Source organism: Glaciihabitans tibetensis (assembly GCF_003003265.1).
Lineage (GTDB): Bacteria > Actinomycetota > Actinomycetes > Actinomycetales > Microbacteriaceae > Glaciihabitans > Glaciihabitans tibetensis.
Genome location: NZ_PVTL01000009.1, coordinates 20616 through 43061, shown reverse-complemented (window position 1 = coordinate 43061; position 22446 = coordinate 20616). Strand labels below are relative to the sequence as shown.

The 22446-nt window shown below is 65.9% G+C and carries 24 protein-coding genes and 1 pseudogene; 13 read left to right on the top strand and 12 right to left on the bottom strand.

Annotated elements, in window-relative coordinates:
• Positions 1-96: 96 nt before the first annotated feature.
• Positions 97-720: a response regulator gene (locus tag B0I08_RS15220; RefSeq protein ID WP_245884852.1), complete on the bottom strand. Its 624-nt coding sequence runs from the start codon at positions 718-720 to the stop codon at positions 97-99.
• 146 nt (positions 721-866) lie between these two features.
• Positions 867-2108, bottom strand: coding sequence for a sensor histidine kinase (locus B0I08_RS15215; RefSeq protein WP_106214369.1), 1242 nt, complete (start codon positions 2106-2108; stop codon positions 867-869).
• A 116-nt stretch (positions 2109-2224) separates the two neighbouring features.
• Between B0I08_RS15215 and B0I08_RS15210 the strand changes: the two genes are divergently transcribed.
• The 6 genes from B0I08_RS15210 to B0I08_RS15185 all read left to right on the top strand — a co-directional run bounded on the left by B0I08_RS15210 (position 2225) and on the right by B0I08_RS15185 (position 6264).
• Positions 2225-2947 carry a GAP family protein gene (locus tag B0I08_RS15210; RefSeq protein ID WP_106214367.1) on the top strand — a complete coding sequence of 241 codons (723 nt, stop codon included), beginning with the start codon at positions 2225-2227 and terminating at the stop codon, positions 2945-2947.
• A gap of 105 nt (positions 2948-3052) precedes the next feature.
• Complete coding sequence (locus B0I08_RS15205; protein ID WP_245884844.1) at positions 3053-3382, top strand: STAS domain-containing protein; 330 nt, start codon at positions 3053-3055, stop codon at positions 3380-3382.
• Positions 3375-3788, top strand: a complete 414-nt coding sequence (locus tag B0I08_RS15200; RefSeq protein WP_106214365.1) for an ATP-binding protein — start codon at positions 3375-3377, stop codon at positions 3786-3788. Before B0I08_RS15205 ends, B0I08_RS15200 begins: the two co-directional genes overlap by 8 nt.
• An 8-nt stretch (positions 3789-3796) precedes the next feature.
• Positions 3797-5080: a PP2C family protein-serine/threonine phosphatase gene (locus tag B0I08_RS15195; RefSeq protein ID WP_146134445.1), complete on the top strand. Its 1284-nt coding sequence runs from the start codon at positions 3797-3799 to the stop codon at positions 5078-5080.
• Between the two features lie 60 nt (positions 5081-5140).
• On the top strand, positions 5141-5506 hold the full coding sequence (locus B0I08_RS15190; RefSeq protein WP_106214361.1) for a DUF1622 domain-containing protein: 366 nt from the start codon (positions 5141-5143) through the stop codon (positions 5504-5506).
• Between the two features lie 128 nt (positions 5507-5634).
• Positions 5635-6264, top strand: a complete 630-nt coding sequence (locus B0I08_RS15185) for a cupin domain-containing protein (RefSeq protein WP_106214359.1) — start codon at positions 5635-5637, stop codon at positions 6262-6264.
• Between the two features lie 22 nt (positions 6265-6286).
• Here B0I08_RS15185 and B0I08_RS15180 read toward each other — a convergent pair whose 3' ends face one another.
• The 3 genes and pseudogenes from B0I08_RS15180 to B0I08_RS15170 form a co-directional block, all read right to left on the bottom strand.
• The gene (locus B0I08_RS15180; protein WP_245884843.1) at positions 6287-7909 is read right to left on the bottom strand and encodes an LCP family protein; all 1623 of its coding nucleotides are present in this window, start codon (positions 7907-7909) and stop codon (positions 6287-6289) included.
• A 159-nt stretch (positions 7910-8068) separates the two neighbouring features.
• Positions 8069-8301 (bottom strand): annotated as a pseudogene (locus B0I08_RS15175) (AAA family ATPase); the annotation flags it as partial.
• A gap of 51 nt (positions 8302-8352) precedes the next feature.
• The gene (locus tag B0I08_RS15170; RefSeq protein WP_106214355.1) at positions 8353-9150 is read right to left on the bottom strand and encodes a helix-turn-helix transcriptional regulator; all 798 of its coding nucleotides are present in this window, start codon (positions 9148-9150) and stop codon (positions 8353-8355) included.
• 103 nt (positions 9151-9253) lie between these two features.
• On the opposite strand from B0I08_RS15170, the gene B0I08_RS15165 reads away from it, so the two are divergent.
• Both B0I08_RS15165 and B0I08_RS15160 read left to right on the top strand, forming a co-directional pair.
• The gene (locus B0I08_RS15165; protein ID WP_106214353.1) at positions 9254-9988 is read left to right on the top strand and encodes a DUF6081 family protein; all 735 of its coding nucleotides are present in this window, start codon (positions 9254-9256) and stop codon (positions 9986-9988) included.
• A 14-nt stretch (positions 9989-10002) separates the two neighbouring features.
• On the top strand, positions 10003-11133 hold the full coding sequence (locus B0I08_RS15160) for an FAD-dependent monooxygenase (protein WP_106214351.1): 1131 nt from the start codon (positions 10003-10005) through the stop codon (positions 11131-11133).
• 306 nt (positions 11134-11439) lie between these two features.
• On the opposite strand, the gene aztD is transcribed toward B0I08_RS15160, so the two are convergent.
• Genes aztD through aztB form a run of 4 tightly spaced genes read right to left on the bottom strand, consistent with a single transcriptional unit; the run spans position 11440 to position 15910 of the window.
• Entirely contained in the window at positions 11440-12681 is a 1242-nt protein-coding gene (gene aztD, locus B0I08_RS15155; protein WP_245884842.1) for a zinc metallochaperone AztD, read from the bottom strand.
• Between the two features lie 31 nt (positions 12682-12712).
• Entirely contained in the window at positions 12713-13678 is a 966-nt protein-coding gene (gene aztC, locus B0I08_RS15150; protein WP_106214349.1) for a zinc ABC transporter substrate-binding protein AztC, read from the bottom strand.
• 2 nt (positions 13679-13680) lie between these two features.
• A complete protein-coding gene (locus B0I08_RS15145; protein WP_245884841.1) occupies positions 13681-15093 on the bottom strand; it encodes an ABC transporter in 1413 nt (470 codons plus the stop codon).
• Positions 15083-15910 (bottom strand): zinc ABC transporter permease AztB, encoded by an 828-nt coding sequence (aztB, locus tag B0I08_RS15140; protein ID WP_106214347.1) that lies wholly within the window; start codon positions 15908-15910, stop codon positions 15083-15085. The genes B0I08_RS15145 and aztB overlap by 11 nt, the downstream gene beginning before the upstream one ends.
• 49 nt (positions 15911-15959) lie before the next feature.
• Between aztB and aztA the strand changes: the two genes are divergently transcribed.
• The gene (gene aztA / locus B0I08_RS15135) at positions 15960-16670 is read left to right on the top strand and encodes a zinc ABC transporter ATP-binding protein AztA (RefSeq protein ID WP_106214345.1); all 711 of its coding nucleotides are present in this window, start codon (positions 15960-15962) and stop codon (positions 16668-16670) included.
• A 30-nt stretch (positions 16671-16700) separates the two neighbouring features.
• Here aztA and B0I08_RS15130 read toward each other — a convergent pair whose 3' ends face one another.
• Positions 16701-17747 carry an NAD(P)-dependent alcohol dehydrogenase gene (locus B0I08_RS15130; RefSeq protein ID WP_106214343.1) on the bottom strand — a complete coding sequence of 349 codons (1047 nt, stop codon included), beginning with the start codon at positions 17745-17747 and terminating at the stop codon, positions 16701-16703.
• A gap of 231 nt (positions 17748-17978) precedes the next feature.
• On the opposite strand from B0I08_RS15130, the gene B0I08_RS15125 reads away from it, so the two are divergent.
• Positions 17979-18608: a superoxide dismutase gene (locus tag B0I08_RS15125; RefSeq protein WP_106214341.1), complete on the top strand. Its 630-nt coding sequence runs from the start codon at positions 17979-17981 to the stop codon at positions 18606-18608.
• Positions 18609-18745: 137 nt separating this feature from the next.
• On the opposite strand, the gene B0I08_RS15120 is transcribed toward B0I08_RS15125, so the two are convergent.
• On the bottom strand, positions 18746-19138 hold the full coding sequence (locus B0I08_RS15120; protein ID WP_106214339.1) for a TIGR03618 family F420-dependent PPOX class oxidoreductase: 393 nt from the start codon (positions 19136-19138) through the stop codon (positions 18746-18748).
• A 101-nt stretch (positions 19139-19239) separates the two neighbouring features.
• Here B0I08_RS15120 and B0I08_RS15115 point away from each other — a divergent pair, with 101 nt between their 5' ends.
• Complete coding sequence (locus B0I08_RS15115; RefSeq protein WP_106214337.1) at positions 19240-19818, top strand: MarR family winged helix-turn-helix transcriptional regulator; 579 nt, start codon at positions 19240-19242, stop codon at positions 19816-19818.
• 10 nt (positions 19819-19828) lie between these two features.
• Complete coding sequence (locus B0I08_RS15110; protein WP_106214335.1) at positions 19829-20749, top strand: NmrA family NAD(P)-binding protein; 921 nt, start codon at positions 19829-19831, stop codon at positions 20747-20749.
• A 44-nt stretch (positions 20750-20793) separates the two neighbouring features.
• On the opposite strand, the gene B0I08_RS15105 is transcribed toward B0I08_RS15110, so the two are convergent.
• Positions 20794-21147, bottom strand: a complete 354-nt coding sequence (locus B0I08_RS15105; RefSeq protein WP_146134444.1) for a hypothetical protein — start codon at positions 21145-21147, stop codon at positions 20794-20796.
• A 317-nt stretch (positions 21148-21464) separates the two neighbouring features.
• On the opposite strand from B0I08_RS15105, the gene B0I08_RS15100 reads away from it, so the two are divergent.
• Complete coding sequence (locus B0I08_RS15100) at positions 21465-22430, top strand: S1C family serine protease (RefSeq protein ID WP_106214331.1); 966 nt, start codon at positions 21465-21467, stop codon at positions 22428-22430.
• Positions 22431-22446: the final 16 nt, after the last annotated feature.

Below are 22446 nucleotides of genomic sequence, written 5' to 3'. Positions count from 1 at the left end.
TCCATAGCAACCGGCACCGCGTCGAGTACCGACACCCACCCTGCACCACCAGCACCCCACCATGGGTCACAGCGTAGGGGGACGACCGTTGTGCTCCTAAGGAACCTGTGTCTCCGGCAGTCCCCGATCCAACCCAGCCTCCCGCGCGATCACTGCAGCCTGCATCCGCGAGGTCACGCCGAGCTTCGCCAGCAGTCGCGATACGTGGGTCTTCGCCGTCGACTCAGAGATTCCCAGCGCCCGCGCAAGTCCGAGGTTCGACTCGCCCTGACCGAGGCACGCAAGCACCTCGCGTTCGCGGGCGGTGAGATCGTCCAAGGCTTTCGATGGTGGATGTCGCAGATTCGCCGTTTCAGAACCAGCACCCTCCGCAAACGCACGAATGAGGGTCCGTGTGACTTCGGGAGCGAGCACTCCGTCGCCCGCGGCCACCCGCCGCACGGCATCCACCAAAGCGCTGGCCGTTGTTGACTTCAGCAGAAACCCCACTGCGCCGGCCAGCAGAGCGCCGCGAACATAGTCGTCGAGATCAAATGTGGTGAGCACCAGCACCTCGGCGGACCGCTGCTGCGTGATCGCCCGCGTCGCTTCGATGCCGTCCATGCCCGGCATGCGGATGTCCATCAGCACAACGTCCGGCCGCAGGAGGCGTGCGTTGCGCACGGCCGTCGCTCCGTCGGCTGCCTCACCCACGACCTCTATTCCGTCACCGTCGAGCATCAGCCGGAAGCCTGCCCGGATGGCGGCGTGGTCGTCGGCGATCAGTACCCGGATCGGCGGGGACTCACCTTCGAGCGCGGCCGAGTCGTGCTCGGTCAGGGCGGTCTCGGGTGTGGATGGTGTTGCCGCGGTCTCGATCGGGTCTTTCATGCGGGTGCTCCCAGGGGCAGCTCGGCGCGAACGGTCCACTCGCCGGTGCTCCGGTTCGACCATCCGGCGTCGAGGGATCCGCCGACCGCGTCGGCCCGTTCGGTCATGGTGAGCAGGCCGAGGCCACTGCCGACGACGGCGCCACTGCCGGTGCCGGCGTGCTCGCTGGGGTGGGCACCTTTAGTGGTCGGTGCCGGCACACCCGCACCGATCGACTGCACCTCGAGCACAAGGACCGAGTCGTCCGCGGCGATGCTGACCCGGGTTGTTCCGTCCGGTGCGTGCTTTGTGGCATTGGTGAGTGCCTCCTGAAGTATCCGCGACGCGGCGAGATCAGTAAGAGGAGAGAGCGCCGGCAGTATGTCCAGTGCAGCCTCGTCGAACCGCACATCCAGGCCCACCTTGCGCACATTCGCCACGAGGTCAGCGGCCCGCCCGAGGCTGCCAACCGTCACCGGCGATTCTTGGCCGCTGCGCAACAACACAATCATCGAGCGCATCTCCTCCAGCCCGCGCATACTCGCCACACGGATCTGCGCCAGGGCGTCACGGGAACGCGCCGGATCGTCGTCCCGGCTAAGCGCCGCCTCCGCGTGGATAGCGATCGCAGACAGATCCCCGGCGATCACGTCGTGCAGGTCGCGCGCCATCCGCCCGCGCTCCTCCCTAACCAGCTGAGCCTCGCGAAGCGCGGCAAAACGCAGCACATCCGCGGTGCGCTGTTCGGCGAGATCGGCCAGCTCGCTCTTGTGGCGTACCGCGGTCGCAGCCCAGTACGGCGTACCGATGACAGCGAACAGCTGCAGAACAACAAAAACAGCGAGTGAGAGGCTGGTGGTTCCGATCCAGATCGCTGCCAGTGCGACCGCCGTGCCACCAACGATCAGTCGCAGCAGCACACGGTTTGCCCGAGCGGTCGACAGCAGGGCCGCCGAATAGAGCGCTTCGATGAACACCAGCAGCATGCCGATGCTTCCGCCGAGCAACAGGAGGTCGAGCAAAAAGAGGGTGGTGCTCCCGACCAGCACCACCAACGGGTACCGGCGCTTGGCTAGCAAGAGGGCGCATGCGGGAAGCAGCACGCCGGTGTGCCAAAGCAGGGCGGTCTCGTCGGGGGCGATCGAGCTAAACGAACTCCAGAGGCCGTTCAGGCCAAGTACCCCTGCCGCGATGCCGAGCGCAAGAAGGCTCACGGCCGTCCACCGGTCGGTGGCGACGACTTTCGGTTTGGGCTCCATCCCGCTAGCCCACCACACTTTGTTCGCCCCGATGTCGGTCGAACGATGGAGATCGACGGCACGGCGTCATCCATCTGAGCGATGTGGTCTTGGGCTCGGGGCGCGACGGTAGGGGCATGACAATCGAATTGGGTGGCGCGTTGGTTCTGCTGGCGCTGGTCGATAGCCTCAGCCTGGGCACCTTGCTGATTCCGCTGCTGTTCCTCCGGGTTCCGGGCCGGGTGCCCGTCGCGCGAATCGGGCTGTACCTCGCGACCATCTCGCTGTTCTACTTTGTGGCGGGAATCGCGCTCACCTGGGGCGCCCAGAACGCGCTCGCGGAATTCGGCGAGATGCTCAGTTCCCGCCCGGCCTACATGGTGCAGCTGGTGCTCGGAGTGGGCCTGCTCGCTGCCGCATTCTGGATCGGACGTAAGCGGGATGTCGCTGGTGCGAGTAGTGCGCGGGTGGGCGAAGTCAGCAGGCTGGGCCGGTTGCGCGAACGCGCACTCAGCGGTCGGGGCGGCGCTGGACTCGTAATCGCGCTCGCGCTCGCCGCCGGACTGGTTGAGCTCGCGACGATGCTGCCCTACCTCGGGGCGATCGGCCTGATCACGCGCGCCGAACTCGCAGCCGGAACGTGGCTCTGGGTGCTCGCCGGATACTGTCTTGTGATGATCCTTCCGGCGCTGCTGCTGACGGCGCTTCGGGCGGTGGCGTCCACGACCGTCGAACCGATACTGGGCCGGGCGTCGGCCTGGATGCAGAAGAATTCGGCCGAGAACACGGCATGGATCGTGGGCATCGTCGGATTTCTTCTTGCGCGGGATGCCGCCGTGGTGCTCGACCTCTTCGGGTAGCACGGGTGCAATGAGGCATGGAGGGCGAAAGATGCAGCGCGGTGTAGCGTCCTACCGCACAAATACACCATGCTGTAGGGACTCAGTTGGAACGAAGGGTGCAGTGTGTTCACGAGTGAAAATGTCGGAGCTGATGACGCGGTGGTGCGGGCGGTCGGCAAGCTGAACATGGTGTCAGCTCCAGCCTTGCGCGAGATCGTTCTGAAATTGATCGGTGAGGGGCGACAGAGAATTGTCGTCGACCTGGCCGGTGTCGACTTTATGGACTCGTCAGGACTGGGTGCTCTTGTCGGGTGTTTGAAGGCGGCTCGTCAGGGTGGCGGCGATCTCCGCATCGCGGCGCCCGGCGCGCAGGTGCTCATGGTGTTGAAACTATCGAACCTTGATCGTGTGCTCGCAACCTTCGAGACCGCGGAGGACGCGCTCGATGTCTGAGCGCACGATTGTCTTCCACACGCCGCCCGACGAAGTGGATGTTGTGCATGTCGCCCTCGCGTCGCTCTGGGCGCAGGATGCTGACGTTGACGCGATGGACCGCATGATGTTCGAGACGGCGCTCATCGAGCTGGTTTCTAACGTCATCGAACACGGCGACTCCCAAACAACAATCAACTGCACACTCGATCTCGCGGTTGATGAGAGCACTATGAAAGCGGTTCTCGTGGATACTGCGTCGCCGCCGCGCATCGACTTGAGTCCGCGAGAGATGCCGGATGAGTTTGCCGAGTCCGGCCGCGGCCTTGCGTTCATTCAAGCTCTCGTTGACGACTTTGACTACCGCCGAGCAGGAGGTAGCAACATCTGGACGCTCAACAAGCGTCGCGCGTTGCTGAGCCTGTGACCAGGTTGGTGTCACGCACTGGCAAGCGCCCTGTCATCCAGTCGCTGTCGATTTCAGCCGTCGTGCTGGACGGGGCTTCGCCGCTGACAAAGCAAATCCCCCTCGTGCTGCTGTTTGCTGTGGCAGTCGTAATGTCCGTCATCACGCCCACACTCGCGATCACCAGCGTGCCCGCTCTGGTCGGGGCCGTGGTACTGCTGGCCGGAGCGACCGGCTTCGCTGCTGTTCTGCCGCGGGTGAATCCAGCCGGGAGTTTGGTCTTCGTGGTTCCGGCGATCGACTTCCTCGTCGTCGGAGTCCTGCGGTTCGCGACGGGGGAGAGTGCATCGATTTTTTCTTCTTTGGCGATTTTGCCGGCGGTATGGATCGCGGCATCGCCCGGCGGCCGCAACGTCGTTTATGCGTTCGTGGGCGTGTGCGGCGGCCTGCTTGTTCCCTTCCTGCTCGGGTCGACACTTGAGGACAACCCAAACGAGCTCGCGCGTGGTTTGTACTCCGCTTGCGCGTTCACCTTCGCCGCTGCCGCGGTTAACGATCTCGCCCGTCTCGCCCGGAACCACATCAGCGACATCCAGGCCAGGGAGCGGGTTGTTCGCGTCGAACTCGAACAGGCTTCCGTGGTTCAACAGGCGCTCCTGCCCACGGGGGGCATTGGTGCGACGGGATACGACATCGCCGGCGTGTGCCTTCCCTCCAGAGCCATCAGTGGTGACTTTTTCGATTGGTACAAGGCAAGTGACGGCACCGCTTTCACCCTGGGAGACGTGATGGGCAAGGGTGTCGGAGCGGGAATCATCGCCGCGACGGTACGCGCTGTTGTGCGTAGTGCGCGCAACCACAATGACCTTGCCATCGCTCTGGATCGCGCTTCTGAGACTCTCGCGTCTGACCTCGCTGACACCTCAACGTTCACAACGATGTTCCACGCTCGACTCGACGAGCGCACCGGGATCGTTCGCTACATCGACGCGGGGCATGGCCTCAGCCTGCACGTCAAGGCCGACGGGTCCTGGAATCGCCTGTCATCATCAGACCCCCCGATCGGAATCTCGGTCGATGGGCGGTGGACCGTTGCGCAGCTGTACCTGGCCCCCGGCGACATACTGATCAGCTGCAGCGACGGCATCCTCGACCTCTACGACGGCACGATCGAGTCCCTCAGGAACGTCGCTGAGATTGTTTCTTCCTCCGCGGACGCCGCCGATGTCATCGACCGCATCCGCGCGGTCATCACCACCGACGTCACGGACGACGACATCACCGTCCTCGTTCTTCGCCGCCCCGGCGTTTAGCGCAGCCGCCACCGTCCGTGGCCTTCCGCCCGGGCGCACAGTGCGAGTAAGAACGGAGGTATGGAGTTTCAGGAGACCATCGAAACCGTGGGCGAGGTGATCGACGCTGCCGGGGTGGCAGCGATGGTGATCGGTGCCGTCATCGCCACCGTCATCGCCGCGCGGGATCTCCTGCGGCGGCGTGCGGGCGTCTACCGCGCCTACCGGCGGTACCTCGGCCGGTCCATCTTGCTCGGGCTCGAGTTGCTTGTCGCCGCCGACATCATCCGAACCGTGGCGATCACCCCGACGCTGGAGAGTGTCGCGGTTCTGGCCGCCATCGTGTTGATTCGGACGTTCCTGAGCTTCTCGCTCGAGCTGGAGATCACCGGACGCTGGCCGTGGCAGAAGGCGCCTGCCGACGAAAGAGCCGACGAGCTGACGTAATCTCGGATTGGGGCGCCCGGGGTCGTGGACTCGGGGCTGCCCTCCCCCTAGCCTGAGGACAACGCAGCGCGGTCTTGTCGACTCCTTAAGCATCGTGTCGACACGCTGAGACGATCAGAGGAGGCAGCTTGGATGATTCCGTAACACCACCGATCGCTGTGCCGGAACCGGGGTCGGACCCGAGTTCGGACGTCGACGCGGTGGGCCCCCGCATTCGCGCAATACGCACAGCCGAGCGTCTGTCGCTGCGAAAACTGGCGGAGCGCTCCGGCCTGTCCGTCGGGTTTCTCTCCCAGGTGGAGCGCGGATTGAGTTCCCTGGCCCTGTCGAGCCTGCGGTCGGTCGCGGCTGCGCTCGAACGCCCGATGACGGATTTTTTTGGACCGACGGATGCCGACGCGGCACTGGCCGACGACGCCCTAGTGTTCACGCTGACCCGAGCGGCGGACCCCTCGCGGCGCGTGGTCTCCGGTGGGCGCTATTACGAGCTGTTGTCCTCGCGCTCGCCCGGCCTTGTCCTCGAGCCGATGCTCATCTATGTCGAGCCGGGTGGCACAAAGGAGCCGGGCATCGGTCACGAGGGTGAAGAGTTTGTGTACGTTCTGAGTGGCGAACTCGTCTACGAAATTGCGGGCACCGAATACCGGCTGTGGGCCGGTGACAGCCTGCACCTGAGGTCGAACACCCCGCACCGCGTATACAACGATGGTGTCGAAAAAACCGTTGTGGTCTCTGTAGTGACGCCACGGCACGGCTGACGCACCCGACGTCCACCGTGCCCTAATTGATGCAGGCGCCCGCCGCGTAGCTCGTGGTTCCCGCGCCCTCGTCCGTGCCGGATTCGGGTTCCGCCTCCGGAACGACAACCGCATCGTCCCCGCTCGCCGTGGTGCCCGACCCCGCGGCGGGTGCCTCGATCGGTACCTCCAGTCCATTCGCGCCGATGACGACGGTCACGCCGTCGACGAACGCGGAGGCGCTCACGGTAGCTCCGGGGAGCGCGGCGGCCACTGCTTTCGCGGCGCTTTCCATGCCCGGCGGGTACTCGATGGTTGAGACCGTGCGGTCGTCGGTGGATGCCGCGGCGCCCGTGACAAAGCCCATTCCAGCGAGTGTTTCTGTGGTCTCTGCTGCGGCGCCGCTGACCCCGCTGCCGTTGAGCACGGACACCGCGACATCCGCCGGCATGGACGCTGTCGACGCTGTGTAGTCGTCGCTCTGCCCGACGATCGCGGCGATGAAGGACGGCATGGTGGCGGTGTCGAGCTCGACGATGGACACCTGGTTGCCGCCCGACCAGATCAGGGGAGTGCCCGCGATCGGCACGGTGGCCGAGGCGAGATCGTCGGCGCCCACCCGCTGCAGCTTGAGGCCGATGTCGATGAAGTTCAGGTCGGGGTCCGTCTCGATCGCGGAGCTGGCCGCGTCGAGCACGTTGGTAAGCCTGCCCGGGTTGAGCAGGGTGGCCGGCGAGGCAATCGTGCGCGCCTCGACCGAGAGGAAGTACTGCTGGCGCACCTGGCGGTCGAGGTCACCGTTCGGCAGACCGTGGCGTTGACGCACGAACGCGAGCGCCTGCTGGGCGTTCAGGGTCGATACCCCGGCGGGCAGGCTGAGGGTCGAGTACGGGTCATCCACCGCGTTGTTCAGGCAGACATCGACCGGGCCAAGCGCGTCGACCAGGTTGTAAAAACCGAGCATCGACACCCGCACGTAATGGTCGATGCGCAGCCCGGTGACGTTCTGTACGGTCGAAATCAGCAGCTGGGCCCCGGTCGCGGCATCGCCTTCGGAGCTGCCGAACGCGAACGCCGCGTTCAGCTTGTTGGTGCCGTAGCCGTCGATGTCGACCCAGGAGTCGCGCGGCAGCGAGACGAGCGTCGCCGCGCTGCCATCGGCGGGCAGGTGCAGCACCATCATCGTGTCGGTGCTGGTGCTTCCGCCGTCGAGCCCGGTGCCCATTTGGGCGAGCTCCTGCGGGGTGGAGTCGGCCGGACGGTGGTCATCCCCGACGAGGAGGATGTTCTGGTCGTCGCCGTCGATATCAGCGAAGGCGGATGCCGCGATCGCCTCGACATGGGTGACGCCCGACACAAAGCGCTGGTAGCTATAGACCGCGTAACCCGCGGTGGCGGCGACCACAACGACGAGTAGCACGGCGATGGTGGCGAGGAACCGGCGCGCGCGATGTTTGCGGCGCTTGGGCGGGCGCGCTGCGGGCTGCGGGGGGAGCGGCGCCGGTTCGCCCGGGTACGCGTTGCCGTTGTAGCCGTTGCTGTTGCCGCTGCCATCGAACGGCCACCCGGTGTTGCTGCCCGTCCCGTTGCTGCCTTTGCCGCCAGGGCCGCCCGCCCCGGGCACTCGCGGGGCCTGTCCATGGGGGAGGTTCGGACGATTCTGCACACCCGAGTGTAAAGGCGGACGGCTGAGAGGCCGGTAAGGGCCGGTGGCGGATGCCGGCCGGGACGCCCCGACGACGACGCACAACGCGCTCACTGCGCCGACCGCGCGCGTGGAAACGACTATGACCTGCGACCGCCGGTTCTCCATGAGGCCGTGTCGCTAGTTGCCGATGACGAGCATGCTAGCGGCGGCTTCGATGACGTCGTCGGTAATGGTGTCGAGCTGGTTTATCTTCAGTACCCGGTTGATCTGGGGGAAAGTCGTTCGAGGAGGCGCAAGTTGCCTCGGGTGATGCGCTCGATCGCGGCAATGGCTTGCGCGTCGGTGAAGCTGTAGAGCTGGGGGTAGTGACGGAACCTCTCGTCAATTCCGGGCATGCCGATCAAAGGTAGTCGTCGCCTACGGCGACAAATTAGGCATCGGTGCAAGAATGGCACGATGCGCTAGTGCGCCGCGAGGGTCTTGAGTGCGTCAGCGTCAGAGGTATCGGACGCAGCGGTCCAGATGACGAGGCGCACGTCGCTGCCAGGTGTCTCGAGGACGTCGCAGTCGACGGTAATCCTCCCTGCGGTGGGATGGTGGAACGTCTTTCGGGTGGTGGGAGCGAAGCCGGCGGGACGTTCCGCCCAGAGGGACGCGAACCTCTCGGACCGGGCGCGCAGTTCGGAAATAAGGGCGGTGAGGGACTCGTCAGACGGATGCCGGGCGAGGGTCGCGTGGAGATCCCCGACGAGATCGCGTTCGTACCGCTCCTCGTCGGCTTGCTCGCGCTCGGCCCAGAAAGGGCCAAGGAACTGACGGCGTACGGCGTTCTCTCCGACGAGCTCGGCGCTGAAAAACGCCTCGGCCATCTCGTTGGCGGCGAGAATCGTCCACGTCGCGTCCACAACGATGACAGGAACGTCATCGAGTCGGTCGAGGATGCGTTGCACGGCCGGCGTCAGTTGGCGGGACGCTGCTAACGGCAGGGGAGCGGCGTTCCCGGCGAGCTGGTGCAAGTGTGCGGTCTCGGCGGCGTCCAGGTGCAGCGCCCGTGCGAGAGCTGCAACGACCGACGGGGAGGGCGTGACCGCCCGGCCCTGCTCGAGTCGGGTGAGATAGTTCACCGAAACTCCGGCGGTGACCGCGACCTCCTCCCGCCGGAGACCGGGTGTTCTGGTGCTCGTTCTCGCCAGACCGGCGTTCTCGGGTGTGAGCCGTTCCCGCCAGGCCCGGAGCGTTTGAGAGAATTCGTTCCGCATTCATTCGACTCTACCTCCGGCCCTGAACGGGAGACAGGGACCAGCAGTCCCACCACGACCCGGCCCATTGTCACTCCTGCGGGGAAGACCGAGGCTTGCAGACATGACAGATCACAGCCCCACAAGCACCCACACCATCTACGACCCCATGGTCGGACCCGACCTCGACGCCAGCCTCTGGGAGCCGCTCAACATCGGCACCGGCCCGCTCGTCGAGGCGGGAGCCACGACAACCGTCGAGGCCGGAGCGGTAACCCTGCGCATCCCCGAGCTCGCCAACGCGTCCGACTCCAACCAGGCCATCGACAACTCCAAGCACGTCATCCTCTCCACCCGGGCGTTCGCGATCCCCTCCGACGGCGTGGGCAGATTCGCCGTCGACATGCACGTCGACGACGCCGGCGACGGCGACGGCGGCGACTACCGCTACGGCGTGGCGTCGTTCAACGTGCTCGACATCAGCACCGGCGCGGTATTCAACATCTTCTCCACCGGCCAGCGATTCCTTGCACAGCACGAGGCTCTCGCCTACCCCGGTGTCGACCACCCCTTCACCCGGGTAATCGACGACGCGCTCTTCGCCGCGCGTGGCGACAGCATCCCCGCATCCGCATACCGCGAGTGCGAGGTCGTCATCGACCGCGCCGCCGGATCCGTGACGTGGACGATCGACGGACGCATCCTCCACGAAGCGCACGGCCTCACCGACCTGCCCGCCGAAATCCACATCGGACTGGGCGTGTTCACCATCATCCCCGTCGGCTCCGGCACCGGCTCGCTCCACGGGCAGGGCGTCGACGCCACCTGGAAGAACTTCCGCGTCGCGATCTCCTCCTGATCGAGGTCCCCTTGATGCCCACAGCCGCGTCCGGTCCCACCCGATCTATAACCTCGACCTCGTGGGACCGGCCACGGCGCCGCGCGATCGTGGTGGGCGGATCCCTTGCTGGACTGTGTGCCGCACTGGCACTCTCCGCCAGCGGCTGGGAGGTCACCATCCTCGAGCAGAGTACACAGCCGCCGGCAGGTATGGGGATGAGCATCGACGTCGCCCTCCTCAGCGCGGTGACCGGTCTGGACATGCGAGCGCTCCCGGTCATCGAGACGGGCTTTCCGGCGACGGGCTGGGGCCTGCTCCGACAAGCTCTGGCCGACGCCGTCGAACGTCAGCCGCGCATCGACCTCCGCGAGGGTGTCCGGGCCCTCGCGGTCGTCGATGGGCAGACGGATGTCGTCGTCGAGACCAATGCGGGGATGCACCGGGCGGAATTCGTCGTCGGCGCGGACGGGTACGCATCCACGGTGCGCCGGCTCGTCTCGCCCGAAGAGCCGCACGCGGAATACGGAGGAGTCGTCCTCTGGCGTGGACTCGTCGACGAGAGCGACATACCCGGCGGCTTCACCACTCGGGACATCGGGTTCGCGTTCCGACCTGCGGGTACGCAGATGCTCGCCACCTACGTTATCCCCGGCGCACGAGGCGAGCTCGACCCGGGTCACCGGCGCGGGGTGTTCATCTCCTTCGACTGCTCCCGCGACGCACTCCTCCGTCGTGACGGCTACGTCAACGGCACCGTAGTGAAGGCCACCGTGCACGGAAGCGGGCTGTCACGGACAGAGATCGAAGACCTGCACCACGAGACCCGCCAGTGGCCGGCTCCCTGGGGCCGTGCTGCGGCGATCGCGGTGCGGGAGCGGGCGTTCATCGGCACGCCAATCGCCGAGTTCCTCCCATCAAGGCTGGTCCGCGGACGCGTCGCGATACTCGGGGACGCCGCGCACAGCGTCAGTCCGATCACCGGCGGCGGCTTCCACAACGGCCTCCTCGACGTTGCATCCCTCGTCAGCGCTCTCGACGAGACCCCCGACGTCACCCGCGCATTGCGGCGTTACGAAGAGCACCGATTGGCGCCCGTCCGCGCGCTTGTCACCCGATCCCGGGCGTGGAGCCGGTCGTTCGTCCGAAGCGACCCATGCGGATAGCCCCCAAGTAGTGGGAGTGCTCCAAGCCGGCCCTGCCCTGCGCGTCGCCGGAGCGAAGGCGAGCAATACCGGCATCGATGTCGTCGAACGGCAAGACAGAGTCAACGACCGCGGTGATTCGACCGTGCGGCCAACCGTTCAGCCCTCAATCCGGCTTTGGTCACCCGCCTCGTCATCGGCAACTAGCGACACGAAGCGATCACAGAACGCCGCCATAGAGCGCCAACCTCCACACCGTAGGCCTACCCGGTGAAGCGGGCAACGATTTTTCGTTGCCCGCTTCCCCGGGGCTGAGTTGGGTCTCGCCTATCCGGTGACGACCGCGATCTCGATCGGCGCTCCGTCGAGCTGTGTTGTCGCGACGACCTCGCCGGTGGTGAGGTCGACCTTGTGGATCGAGTTCGTCGCGGGTTCGGTGACGTAGGCGGTGTCACCGAGGATGGTGAGGGCGGGATGCGCGTCCTGCCATTCGACCGGACCCTCCCACTCGGAGATGACGGGGTATGACTCGTCGGTGAAGTCTCCGGTCGCCGGGTCAAGCACGTGCAACGAGCCGTCCGAGCCGAGCACCCAGGCCAGATCCTCAGGGCCGCGGGCTACATCGCGCCAGGTGTAGCCCACACCCGCGGGCATGTCGACAACGGTCGAGGTCTTCGCGACGGTGTCGGTGACAACGAGCTGGGTCAGCAGGTAGCCCTCCGAGTCGGGGTCGGCGTTGTAGTCGCCCACGGTGAGCGGCGAGGTTTCGCTCACGTATTCGTTGCCGGTGCGGCCGTAAGTATCGGCCGCCTGGATCTTCGTGAATTCGCCGTTGTCGTAGACAAGTACGCCGTCGCTGCAGCCAAAGACTGCGATTTCGTTCTGGGCCGCGCCCTCGCCGTGTACAGACGGGCACTCCTCGTTACGCGCGATCTCGGTGCGTTCGCTGTCGAGAGCGCGCACACCGGTGCGACCCTCGGAGGTGCCGAGGGTAGAGAGGAAAGTGCCGTCCTCCAGCGCGATCGCGACACCGTGGTGTGCAGCCTCCGATGCGACGATCTCGGTCACGGGCAGTTCGTCCCCGGAGTCGAGCAGGTCGGCGGTCTCATAGATGATCGCGTCACCGGTGCCGTCCGAAAACAGGATGGTCTTATCGCCGTGGCGCACAACGTGCCCGGGCGTGGGCGCATCGAAAACGAGATCGGTGATCTCCGGCGTCGCGGTATCGAGCACCTGGAAACCCTCGGTGGTCGAGATCATCACGTTGCGCCCGTCGCCAGCGGGGTTGAGGCGGTTGAACCCTTCGAGCGGCAAATCGGCGATGAGCTCGAGGCTCTCCGCGTCGAGCACGTAGATGCCGCCGTCATATGTGAGGGCAACCCGGGCGCTGGCCGACGACTCATTGGAGGAATCAGATGCATCAGGCGAGGGGGCTGTCGAGTCCGACGTCGATGCCGGCGACGAAGCACAGGCGGAGAGCAGAAGCGCGGTGGTGGCGACGAGCGCCGCAAGCGGCAGACGTCGACGGAGCGGTGATGCTGCGGATGGTGCAAGGGGGTTCGTTTTCACAGGTGTTTCTTTCTTTATTGGAGGTGGTGCTCTACGGGGAGAGCCCGGTGGCGATGCGCTCGGTATTCGCGCGCATCATGGTCAGGTAGGTGTCGGCTCCTTCGCCGGTCTCGGTGAGGGACTCGGTGAACAGCTCGACGACGGCAACGTCAATGCCGGCCTCGTTCGCGAGAACCTGCACCAGACGGTCCGGTTGGGAGGACTCGGCAAAGACCGTGGGAACGCCCGCGGTCTCGATGGCCTCGGTGAGGTCGCGCAGGTCGGATGCACTCGGGGCCGCGAGAGTGGTTCCGCCCGGAATCACGGTGCCGATAAGGGTGAAGTCGAACCGGTCGGCAAGGTAACCGAAGACGTGGTGGTTTGTGACGAGGTTGCGGTTGCCAGCCGGGATCGCGGCGAAGGCCTCGGTCATGTCGCCTGCGAGAGCGGTGAGTTCCGCGGCGTAGGCCTCCGCGTTCGCGTCGACCTGCGCGGTGTCCACTCCGGGCACGAACTCGTTCACGGCGTCGGACAGCGCTGCCACGACGTCGTGCATGCGGTCGGGATCGGTCCAGAAATGCGGGTCGCTTGCCCCCGCGGCATCCCCCGAACCGTATTCAAGGACGTCGATCACGTCGCCGGCGGTGAAAACGGGCACGCCCGCGGATTCGGCCGCGTCCATGTGCTGCTGCAGGCCTTCCTCCAGGCCGAGTCCGTTCGAGACGAGCAGGTCGGCGTCGAGGATCCGCGCCGCTTCCTGCGCCGAGATTTCGAACGAGTGGGGGTCGGCGTTCGGGCGCATGAGCACCATCACCTCGGCCTGGTCGCCGACGACATTCTCGACGACGTCGCCGAGGATGTTGGTGGTCACGACAACGAGCGGACGCTCTGACGCAGGCGCGCTGCAGCCGGTGACGCCGAGCAGGAGCAGGCCTGCGACCGCAAGCACAGGAGCTGGGAGGGCTCGGCGGGCTCGCCAGCGCAGAGCGGGCGGCGTAAGCAGTGTCCGTCTGTTCATGGTCAGCGTCCCGTTTCGACGAGGAAGAGGGGGATGTCGGGTGCCTCGAAGGTGCGGGCGACCCGAGCTCCGTCGGCGTAGTCGATCTCGTAGACGAGGCCCTCGGAGATCGCGTTGACGTAGGCGCGGGAGTCGTCGACCGTGAGATTCACGCCGTCGAGGATGCTGGGGGTGGCCGGGTCGCCGGGGCGCACGGGGTTGGCGGGATCGACAGGATCCGCCGCGGCCGCTGCGATGGTGGCGGCCAAGAGCGGTTCGGTGGCGGCCACGGTCGCGCCGGTCGCGGGGTCGAGCACGAGGATGCGTCCGTCGGAGGCGAGGGCGACAACGTTGCCGTTGCGATCGTCCGCGGCGACCACGCGCAGTAGTGGAACCTCGGTGAGAAGGCGTGTCCAGGTGCGCTCGCGCGTGTCGAGCAGCCAGGCGCCGGTTGTGCCGGCGAGGGCCGCGACCGTCGGGCGTCCGGGGCGGGAGGCGAAGGCGGTGGCGGTGGCGGGCGCGGCACCGGGCGCGGCATCGATCGTGCCCGCGGGATAGGCGATGCGCTCGAACTCGACGGTGTCATCGGCCGCGACGGTGGCGAGCACGGCGCCGTCGTCGCAGCCGAAGACCGCGCCAACGTTGGTGGTGATGGTGCCCGAGAAACCGGTGCATTCGACAGCGGCGTCGGCGGCGCCGGCGGATGAGCTGGCAGAGGAGCCGGCGCTGTCGCCGGTCTCGGCTGCAGTGCCGTCGGGGGAGTAGGCCCGCAGCCCGGTCACCGTTCCGTCGGCACTGGCTTCGGTTGCGATCACCGAGCCGCCGAACGGAACCAGTGCACCCTCGTGTGGTGCGCCGGAGATGGTCCCGAGTTCGGTGATCTCGCCGTCGCCCAGTGCCTCGTGGTCGAGAATGATGCCCTCACCACTGTCGGCGAAAAAGACTGCGGTGATGGCGCCGCCGGTGTGCACCGTGGCATCCCCCTCGCCGTCAATCGTTCCCACTTCTGACGGCGTGGCCCGGTAGTAATGGGAGTGGTCTTCGTGGTCGACGGTCCACGTGCCGCTGTCGATGATGGACAGCTCACCGCTCTCGGCGGCAGACGCGAACACGTATCGACCATCGGTGGATACGGCGGTAATGCCGTCGAGGGTCGCGAATTCGGCGGATTCTTCGGACAGGAGGTCGAGCAGGGAGAGGGAACCCGCGGCGTCGACCGTGGCGATCTGAAGCTGGGGTTCGGTTTCTTCGGAGGCGCCCTCGACGTAGCCGTGGGGTACCGAGCTTTCGGTGGCGGCGGGAGTAGCGGGGGTTGCCGGGTCAGTCGGAGATGACGCGCAGCCGGCGACGGTCAACACGGCGAACGCCGCTAGGGCGGATCGGGTGAGCGTGGATCGGGAGCGTGCCGATCGAGCGAGCGTGGATCTAGTGAGCACTGATTGCTTTCTGGACGGAGCGGACACAGGAAGAGAGGGCCGCGAGGGCGATCGCGGCGGCGGCGACGGACGCGCCCGCAGCGGTCGCGGCATGCCACGAAACGAGCAGTCCGGCGACGACGGAGACGGATCCGAAAGCCCCGCCGAGCAGCATGATCCCGGGGATGCTGCGCGACCATTGACCGGCGGCAACAGCGGGCGCGAGCAGGAGGCCCACAACCAGCAGCGATCCGACCGCGCCATACGACGCGACGACCGCGAGGGTGACCAGAGCCACCAACATCACGCCGGCAAGGCGGGGCTTCAAGCGCAGGGTGGCGGCGACTCGTCCGTCGAATGCAAGCGCAACAAACGGTCGATGGAACGCGACCGCGATGCCGACAGTCACAATCAGGGCGACACCGAGCACCGCGATGTCGTCGGTCGAGATCGCGAGAATGTCGCCGAACAGGATGGCCGTGAGGTCGGTGGCGAAGCTGCGGGAGTGCGACACGATGATCACGCCCAAGGCGAGCATGCCCACAAACAGAAGGCCGATGCTGGTGTCGTGCGAAAGCTTGCCGCGCCGGGCCAGCAGACTGACCCCGAAGCTCATCGCCGCGGCGCTGACCGTGGCGCCGACGATCGGGGGAAGGCCGAGCAGTGTTGCGGTTGCAACGCCCGGCAGCATGCCGTGTGCCATTGCTTCACCGAGAAACGCCATGCCACGGATGACGACCCAGGCGCCGACAACGGCGCAAATCATCGCCACAAGCACACCACCGATAAGGGCGCGCAGCATAAAGTCCGCGGAGAACGGATCGAGAATGAAGGTCACGAAAAGGACCCTACATGAGAATGGTTATCGTTCCTGTTAGTGTAGGGTCATGAGTTTTTCCGCGCCGACCGCCGTGAGCGCAGCATCCACCACAGAGTCAGATAGCGTTCGCGCCGGATCCGGATCCGGACCCGCAGCCATCACCGTCGGGCTCCGTGGCGTCACCGTGATTTACGACGACCGGGTCAGCCTCGACGACGTAACCATCGAGTTCGCCAGCGGGCAGATGACCGCGGTGGCGGGATCGAACGGATCCGGCAAGTCGACTCTGCTGGGTGCGATCGCCGGGGTGGTGCCGCTGAGTGCGGGAACGGTGGAGCTCGACGGAGCCCGCGTTGCCTACGTCGCGCAGCGCAGCAGTGTGCCCGACCACCTTCCGCTGTCTGTTCGGCAGGTCGTCGAGATGGGGCGCTGGTCGCAGCGGGGCGCCTGGCGCAGGCTCACTCGGGATGATCGCGACATCGTCGCGAGCAGCATCGCGGCGGTCGGTCTTGAGGGATTCGAACGACGCCCGCTCAGTGCGCTGTCGGGCGGACAACGTCAGCGTGCGCTCGTTGCACAGGGCTTAGCCCAGCGCGCCCAGATTCTGTTGCTCGATGAGCCGACGGCGGGTCTCGACAACGAGGCGTGCGAACTCATCGCACTCGCACTCGCCGCCGAGACCCTCCGGGGCGCCACCGTCATTCATGCCACCCACGACTCCGATGTGATCAACGCTGCCGACCGCGTACTACGCCTGGAGCGCGGCCGGTTCGTCTAGCAGTGGCCGTCCCCGCTGGGGGAGCGTTCGTTAGGGAACGATGACCGCGCGCCCACGGATGCTGTTCGCGGCGAGGTCTTCGTAGGCCTTCGGTCCGTCGGACAGGCTGTAGGTCTGCACCTCGACGTTGATCTTGCCGGCGCGGGCCAGGTCGAGAACTTCGATGAGTTCGCTGCGTGAACCCCAGTACGGAACCCGCACCGCGGCGTCGTAGGCGATTGTTCCGAAGCCGATCGTCATCGCACCGCCGCCGATGCCCACCACGGTGACATCAGAGTCGAGGGCGGCAACGCTCTGCGCGAGAGCCATGGTGGGGTTCGCTCCGACGAAGTCGAAAACGGCGTTTGCGCCGAGTCCACCGGTGAGTTCGCGGATTTTGTCTGCTGCGGAGGCGTCACTGATGAGAACGTGGTCTGCGCCAACGTGAGTGGCCAGCTTGAGCTTTTCGTCGTTGACATCGAGGGCGATAACGGTGGCGCCGGAGAGCGCCTTGAGGATCTGGATGCCCACGTGACCCAGCCCACCGGTTCCGATGACCACCGCGAACGTGCCCGCCCCAAGCTTCGGAAGCGAGCGCTTGATGGCGTGGTACGGGGTGAGGCCGGCGTCGGTGAGGGAAACGTTCTGCACGGGGTCGAGGTCGCCGAGCGGAACAAGGTGGCGCGCGTTGTCAACGATCATGTACTCGGCCATCGAGCCCTGGCTGCCGAGTCCGGGAGGGCGGATGCCCTCGGCCGCGGCGTTGGTGCAGTAGTTCTCCATGCCCATCGAACAGTTGTGGCACCGGCCACAACCCCACGGCCCGTACACCGCCACGGCGTCGCCGACCTTGAGGGTGGAGTCGACCCCCTCGCCAAGCTCGTGCACGATTCCGGCGCCCTCGTGTCCGAGCGTCAGCGGAAGCGGGTAGCTCTGCTCGAGATAGTCCTTCTCGGGCAGGTTCATCACGTAGTCGTCCGAATGGCAGACTCCCGCGGCCGTGACCTTCAGGAGCACCTGCCCGGGGCCGGGCTTGGGGATCGGGATGTCCACGACCTCAGGGGCCTGGCCGACGGCGACGTAGCGGAGAGCTTTCATGATGACGTTCCTTAGAAGAGAGGTCGTGAGTTGTGGGAGCAAAGTGCCTATTTACTAGACAAGTGTTGTCTATCTATGAAACCTCGCCTTCCTGTGCGTTCCCTCCGTGGCTGATACTTCTCTACATAACGGTTGTCAAATAGCTCGCCTCTGCTAGCGTCGAAGAGTGCTGAAACGCACAGCTGACGGCTCGCGCGTCCCAGCGCGGCCTCCTCAAGGACTGGAGTAACCATGAGCGCTTACACGCTTCCCGAACTGCCGTACGACTTCTCCGCGCTGGAACCCCACATCAGCGGCAAGATCATGGAACTGCACCACGACAAGCACCACGCCACCTACGTCGCGGGCGCCAACACCGCCATCGCGTCGCTCGCCGAAGCCCGCGACAGCGGCAACCTCGCCAACGTCAACAAGCTGCAGAAGGACCTTTCCTTCAACCTCGGCGGACACGTCAACCACTCCATTTTCTGGAACAACCTCTCCCCGAACGGTGGCGACAAGCCTACCGGTGAGCTCGCCTCCGCCATCGACGACTTCTTCGGTTCGTTTGAGAAGTTCCAGGCTCACTTCACCGCGGTCGCCCTCGGTGTGCAGGGCTCCGGCTGGTCCGTTCTGGCCTGGGACTCCATCAGCCAGTCGCTCATCATCCAGCAGTTCTTCGACCAGCAGGCCAACTTCGCCGCCGGCGTCGTTCCGCTCCTGATGCTCGACGTCTGGGAGCACGCCTACTACCTCGACTACCTCAACGTGCGCGCCGACTACGTCAAGGCATTCTGGAACATCGCGAACTGGGCCGACGTGCAGGAGCGCTTCACCCGCGCCACCACGCAGACCGCCGGCCTCATCATCCCCGTCGCGTAACTCTCGCTTGACCCGTCGCCGTGGCCTTCACCGGCCGGAGCGGCGGCGCTTGTCCAAGGGCCTCGCCCGCGTCATTCACACGGTGGATGTCGCGGGCGAGGCCTTTTAGTTGTCTGTCACAGCGCTATTTCGGCTGATCAGCCCTGTCCGCTTACGCTGTTAGCCCTAATTGTCAGAACGACGCGCTGCTGATCGCGGCCGCCATACCAGGGGTAGGGCCGCCCTGTGTACTTCCGAGACAGCGCCTCGATACTCTCAGTGCCGCCCTCCGTTGTCATCGAGATCACCTCGCCGCGCACCTGGATGTACCGGAACGGGTTGTAGGGATCCTGAATCGCCATTGCCACGCGTGGGTCGCGCTCGACGTTCCGTACCTTGAGGAACCCCACCACCGAGTTGATGATCACGTGCTCGCCGTCAGTGCCAACCCACGTCTCGGTCACCTGCGGGGACCCGTCACTCATGATCGTGGAGAGAAAGCAGGGACTCGGCTTGAGGAGCAGGTCGAGCAGGGCGTCGGGCAAGGCCATGGGGTCTCCTGGGGTAATCATCGCGGGTCGATCCGGTAGTAAAACACGTTGCTCGTAGATCATCTTTGCACAAGACGATCTCTGTCAGGTACGATCGCGTCATGACAAGTTTTTCCGAAATCGGCGAGGCTGACTCTTTACCCGAGATCGATTGGGGTGCCGGAGGGATTGAGACAGAACTCGGCTGGGCTCTGCCGGCGATGTATCAGGGGTTTTCGCGGTCTGCCACGGGTGCGGTCGCCGATGTACCAGGCGGGCCGCGCGGTTATCAGGTGCTCGTGGCGATCACGACCGAAGAACCTACTTCGCAATTGGCGCTCGCTCACCGTCTCGGGATCGACAAAACTCAGATGACCTATGTCATCGACGCCCTCGAGGCCGGTGGGTTCGTCGAGCGGCGACCCGACCCGACCGATCGACGGATCCGTCAGGTGCACCCCACGGATCCGGGCCGGTCCCTGCTGAACTCGGCGCGAGTCGCGCTCCGTGACGTCGAGGGTGTCCTCATGCGACACCTCGGCCCAGACGAGCAGACGCAGCTTCGCCGGCTCTTGGCCCGGGTCGCGCTCGGTGCCGGGAACGTCGAATCCTGCATCGCCGACGCCCGAGCAGCCCTGGAGCAGCCCCTCGCCGCTCCCGACCGATCCCGCCGACCCACCCCTTCGACCACAACAGAATGAGACATCTTCCATGACCAGCACCATCCTCATCGCCGGCGCCACCGGCGACCTCGGACAGCGCATCGTCCGCGAACTCCTCCAACACGACGTCCAGCTCCGAGTCCTCACCCGACCCGGCAGCGGAAGCGCGGCCGCACTCTACGGTGACGACAGCCGCATCGACATCGTTACCGCGGCGTACTCCGATCACGCCGCTCTGACCACCGCCGTCTCCGGCGTCGACGTCGTCGTATCGGCGGTCAGCGGCGTCCGGCCCGTCATCGTCGATGCCCAGCGCGCCCTTCTGAAAGCGACCGTTGCAGCCGGGGTACCTCGGTTCATCCCGTCGGACTACTCCGCCGACTACCGCCAGATCACCCCCGGCAGCAACCGCAACTTCGAAATCCGTCGCGAGTTTGCGGCCGACCTCGATGTCGCGCCCGTCCAGGCGACATCGATCCTCAACGGCATGTTCACCGATCTGCTCACCGACGAGGCGCCCATGATCCTCTTCGGCCTGCGACGGGTCCTGTTTTGGTCGTCCGCTGACCAGATCCTCGACTTCACCACCAAAGACGACGTCGCCCGCGTCACGGCCCTCGCCGCCCTCGACTCTGACGCACCACGTGTCATCGAGATCGCCGGGGCACAGGTTTCAGCCAGAGACGTCGCCCGGACAATGACCGAGCTCACGGGAACTCCCTTCAAGCTGCAATGGGCTGGCACAACGGGAACACTTTCGGTCATGAGCAAGGTCGGCAAACAGCTGTCGAAGAACCCCGACGAGACGTTCCCGGCCTGGCAGGGAATGCAGTACTTCGTCAGCATGTTCAGCGGCCAAGCGCAGTTACGACATGTCGACAACGACCGGTACGGCCCCCACACCTGGACCACCGTCCGCGACGTCCTCCAGGCGCACCTCACTCAGGAAAGGGCTGCGACGTCTAGCTGATTTTCGCGAACTACCGACGGTCGCGAAATACCGACGGTCGCGAACTACCGACCTTCGTGCATCTCACCCTGCGCCCGCGCGGCGCGGGCGCTCAGCTGGGCCGCGATCTGAGCGCAGGCGACGCTCATGGCAGCCATCACGATGGCAAGCGTGATCATGACAAACCCCAGCACCGTCACGAGGCGACCCTCGCTGGCGTTGCCCAAGGCGAGTACGCCCACGCTGCCGCTGCCGAGCGCGCAGACCAGGGCGGCCACCGCACAGACGCGGTAGTACACAATCGACCGGGCGATCAACGTCGTGTTGTGGTCCTCTTCGTCGCGCGCAACCGAGTCCCGCAATGACGCCGAGTTCTGCGGCGGGTTCATGGCCTCAGCGTTCCTGGACTCAGTGATCATGGCCCCAGTGTGCGGCGCCTGGGCCACCCGGTATAGGGGTGGCGCTTTCGTTGAGTATGGGTGGCTGAACCGGACAGCTCCAGCCTGCCGGGGCGCAGTCGAGTGACCGGAACTTCGGCGGGCGTCAGATCCAGCATCGTGGCGGTGGCTTTCATAGTTCCAGCCTGTGCGGAACGCGGCATCCACCGCATCGGGCCAAAGGCGTCGCTGTCTACATCCTCAGGATGAACCTGGCCTTGCACGATCTCGCTCTGGCACGATCTCGCTCTCAGTGAACGCCCTCCCGCGCGAGGTGCGGTCGTGCCTACTATCCCTGTGTGAACAACGACGGACCTGAGAACGAAGCCGATGCGCTCGACGCGTACTCGCGCGCAGTGATCCACGTCGCGGAGACCGTGCTGCCGAGTGTCGCGAGCATCCTCGTGTCGACCTCGCGCGGGCGGGGGTCCGGAAGCGCGAGCGTCATCACCGACGATGGCTTCCTGTTGACCAGCGCACACGTTGTTGAGGGGGCGGATGCCGCGACCGCCGTTCTCGCGGACGGCTCCGAGGTGACCACGCGGGTAGTGGGACGCGACGCCCTCTCAGACCTTGCGGTACTCAGGGCCGAGCCGAAGCCCGGCGGCACCCTGCCTGCCCCGGTTGAGCTGGGGGATGCGGCGCAGCTGCGGGTGGGTCAGCTCGTGGTCGCGCTCGGCAGCCCATACGGACTCGCCGGTAGCGTCACGGCTGGGATCGTCTCGGCCCTCGGCCGTTCCCTCCCCACGCAATCCGGCCGGGTGATCGACGAGGTGATCCAGAGTGACGCGGCGTTGAACCCGGGTAACAGCGGGGGAGTGCTCGCCGATACGAGGGGAAGGATGGTCGGGGTCAACACGGCGGTAGCGGGTGTCGGTCTCGGCCTCGCCGTGCCCATCAACGACAGCACGCGCGCAATCATCCACACCCTGATGACCGTCGGCCGGGTACGTCGCGCCTGGCTCGGCATCGCGGGAGTACAGGTTCCGCTCGCGCCTCCGCTTGCCGCCCGCATTGGGTCGCCCACAGGGCTGCAGGTCGCCGGGGTCTCGCCGGGAAGCCCCGCCGGTGAGGCCGGCCTGCACCGCGGCGACATCATGGTCGAGCTCGACGGCCAGCCCATCGTGACGACCACCGCCGTCCAGCGGCTGATGGTCGAGGATGCGATTGACCGCCGCATTGAGATCACGGTCTGGCGCAACGGAGCCCTCGTCGACGTGATCGCCGTGCCGCGCGAACTACAGGAGGCGCGTCGCGAGCGCTAGGCGATAGGCCTGCCCC

Coding starts and splice junctions, on each gene's coding strand:
- B0I08_RS15160 (WP_106214351.1), top strand. CDS start 10,003: ATGCCCACAGCCGCGTCCGGTCCCACCCGATCTATAACCTCGACCTCG.
- B0I08_RS15215 (WP_106214369.1), bottom strand. CDS start 2,108: ATGGAGCCCAAACCGAAAGTCGTCGCCACCGACCGGTGGACGGCCGTG.
- B0I08_RS15165 (WP_106214353.1), top strand. CDS start 9,254: ATGACAGATCACAGCCCCACAAGCACCCACACCATCTACGACCCCATG.
- B0I08_RS15130 (WP_106214343.1), bottom strand. CDS start 17,747: ATGAAAGCTCTCCGCTACGTCGCCGTCGGCCAGGCCCCTGAGGTCGTG.
- aztA (WP_106214345.1), top strand. CDS start 15,960: ATGAGTTTTTCCGCGCCGACCGCCGTGAGCGCAGCATCCACCACAGAG.
- B0I08_RS15115 (WP_106214337.1), top strand. CDS start 19,240: ATGACAAGTTTTTCCGAAATCGGCGAGGCTGACTCTTTACCCGAGATC.
- B0I08_RS15190 (WP_106214361.1), top strand. CDS start 5,141: ATGGAGTTTCAGGAGACCATCGAAACCGTGGGCGAGGTGATCGACGCT.
- B0I08_RS15220 (WP_245884852.1), bottom strand. CDS start 720: ATGCTCGACGGTGACGGAATAGAGGTCGTGGGTGAGGCAGCCGACGGA.
- B0I08_RS15125 (WP_106214341.1), top strand. CDS start 17,979: ATGAGCGCTTACACGCTTCCCGAACTGCCGTACGACTTCTCCGCGCTG.
- B0I08_RS15120 (WP_106214339.1), bottom strand. CDS start 19,138: ATGGCCTTGCCCGACGCCCTGCTCGACCTGCTCCTCAAGCCGAGTCCC.
- B0I08_RS15110 (WP_106214335.1), top strand. CDS start 19,829: ATGACCAGCACCATCCTCATCGCCGGCGCCACCGGCGACCTCGGACAG.
- aztC (WP_106214349.1), bottom strand. CDS start 13,678: ATGAACAGACGGACACTGCTTACGCCGCCCGCTCTGCGCTGGCGAGCC.
- B0I08_RS15210 (WP_106214367.1), top strand. CDS start 2,225: ATGACAATCGAATTGGGTGGCGCGTTGGTTCTGCTGGCGCTGGTCGAT.
- B0I08_RS15170 (WP_106214355.1), bottom strand. CDS start 9,150: ATGCGGAACGAATTCTCTCAAACGCTCCGGGCCTGGCGGGAACGGCTC.
- B0I08_RS15200 (WP_106214365.1), top strand. CDS start 3,375: ATGTCTGAGCGCACGATTGTCTTCCACACGCCGCCCGACGAAGTGGAT.
- B0I08_RS15105 (WP_146134444.1), bottom strand. CDS start 21,147: ATGATCACTGAGTCCAGGAACGCTGAGGCCATGAACCCGCCGCAGAAC.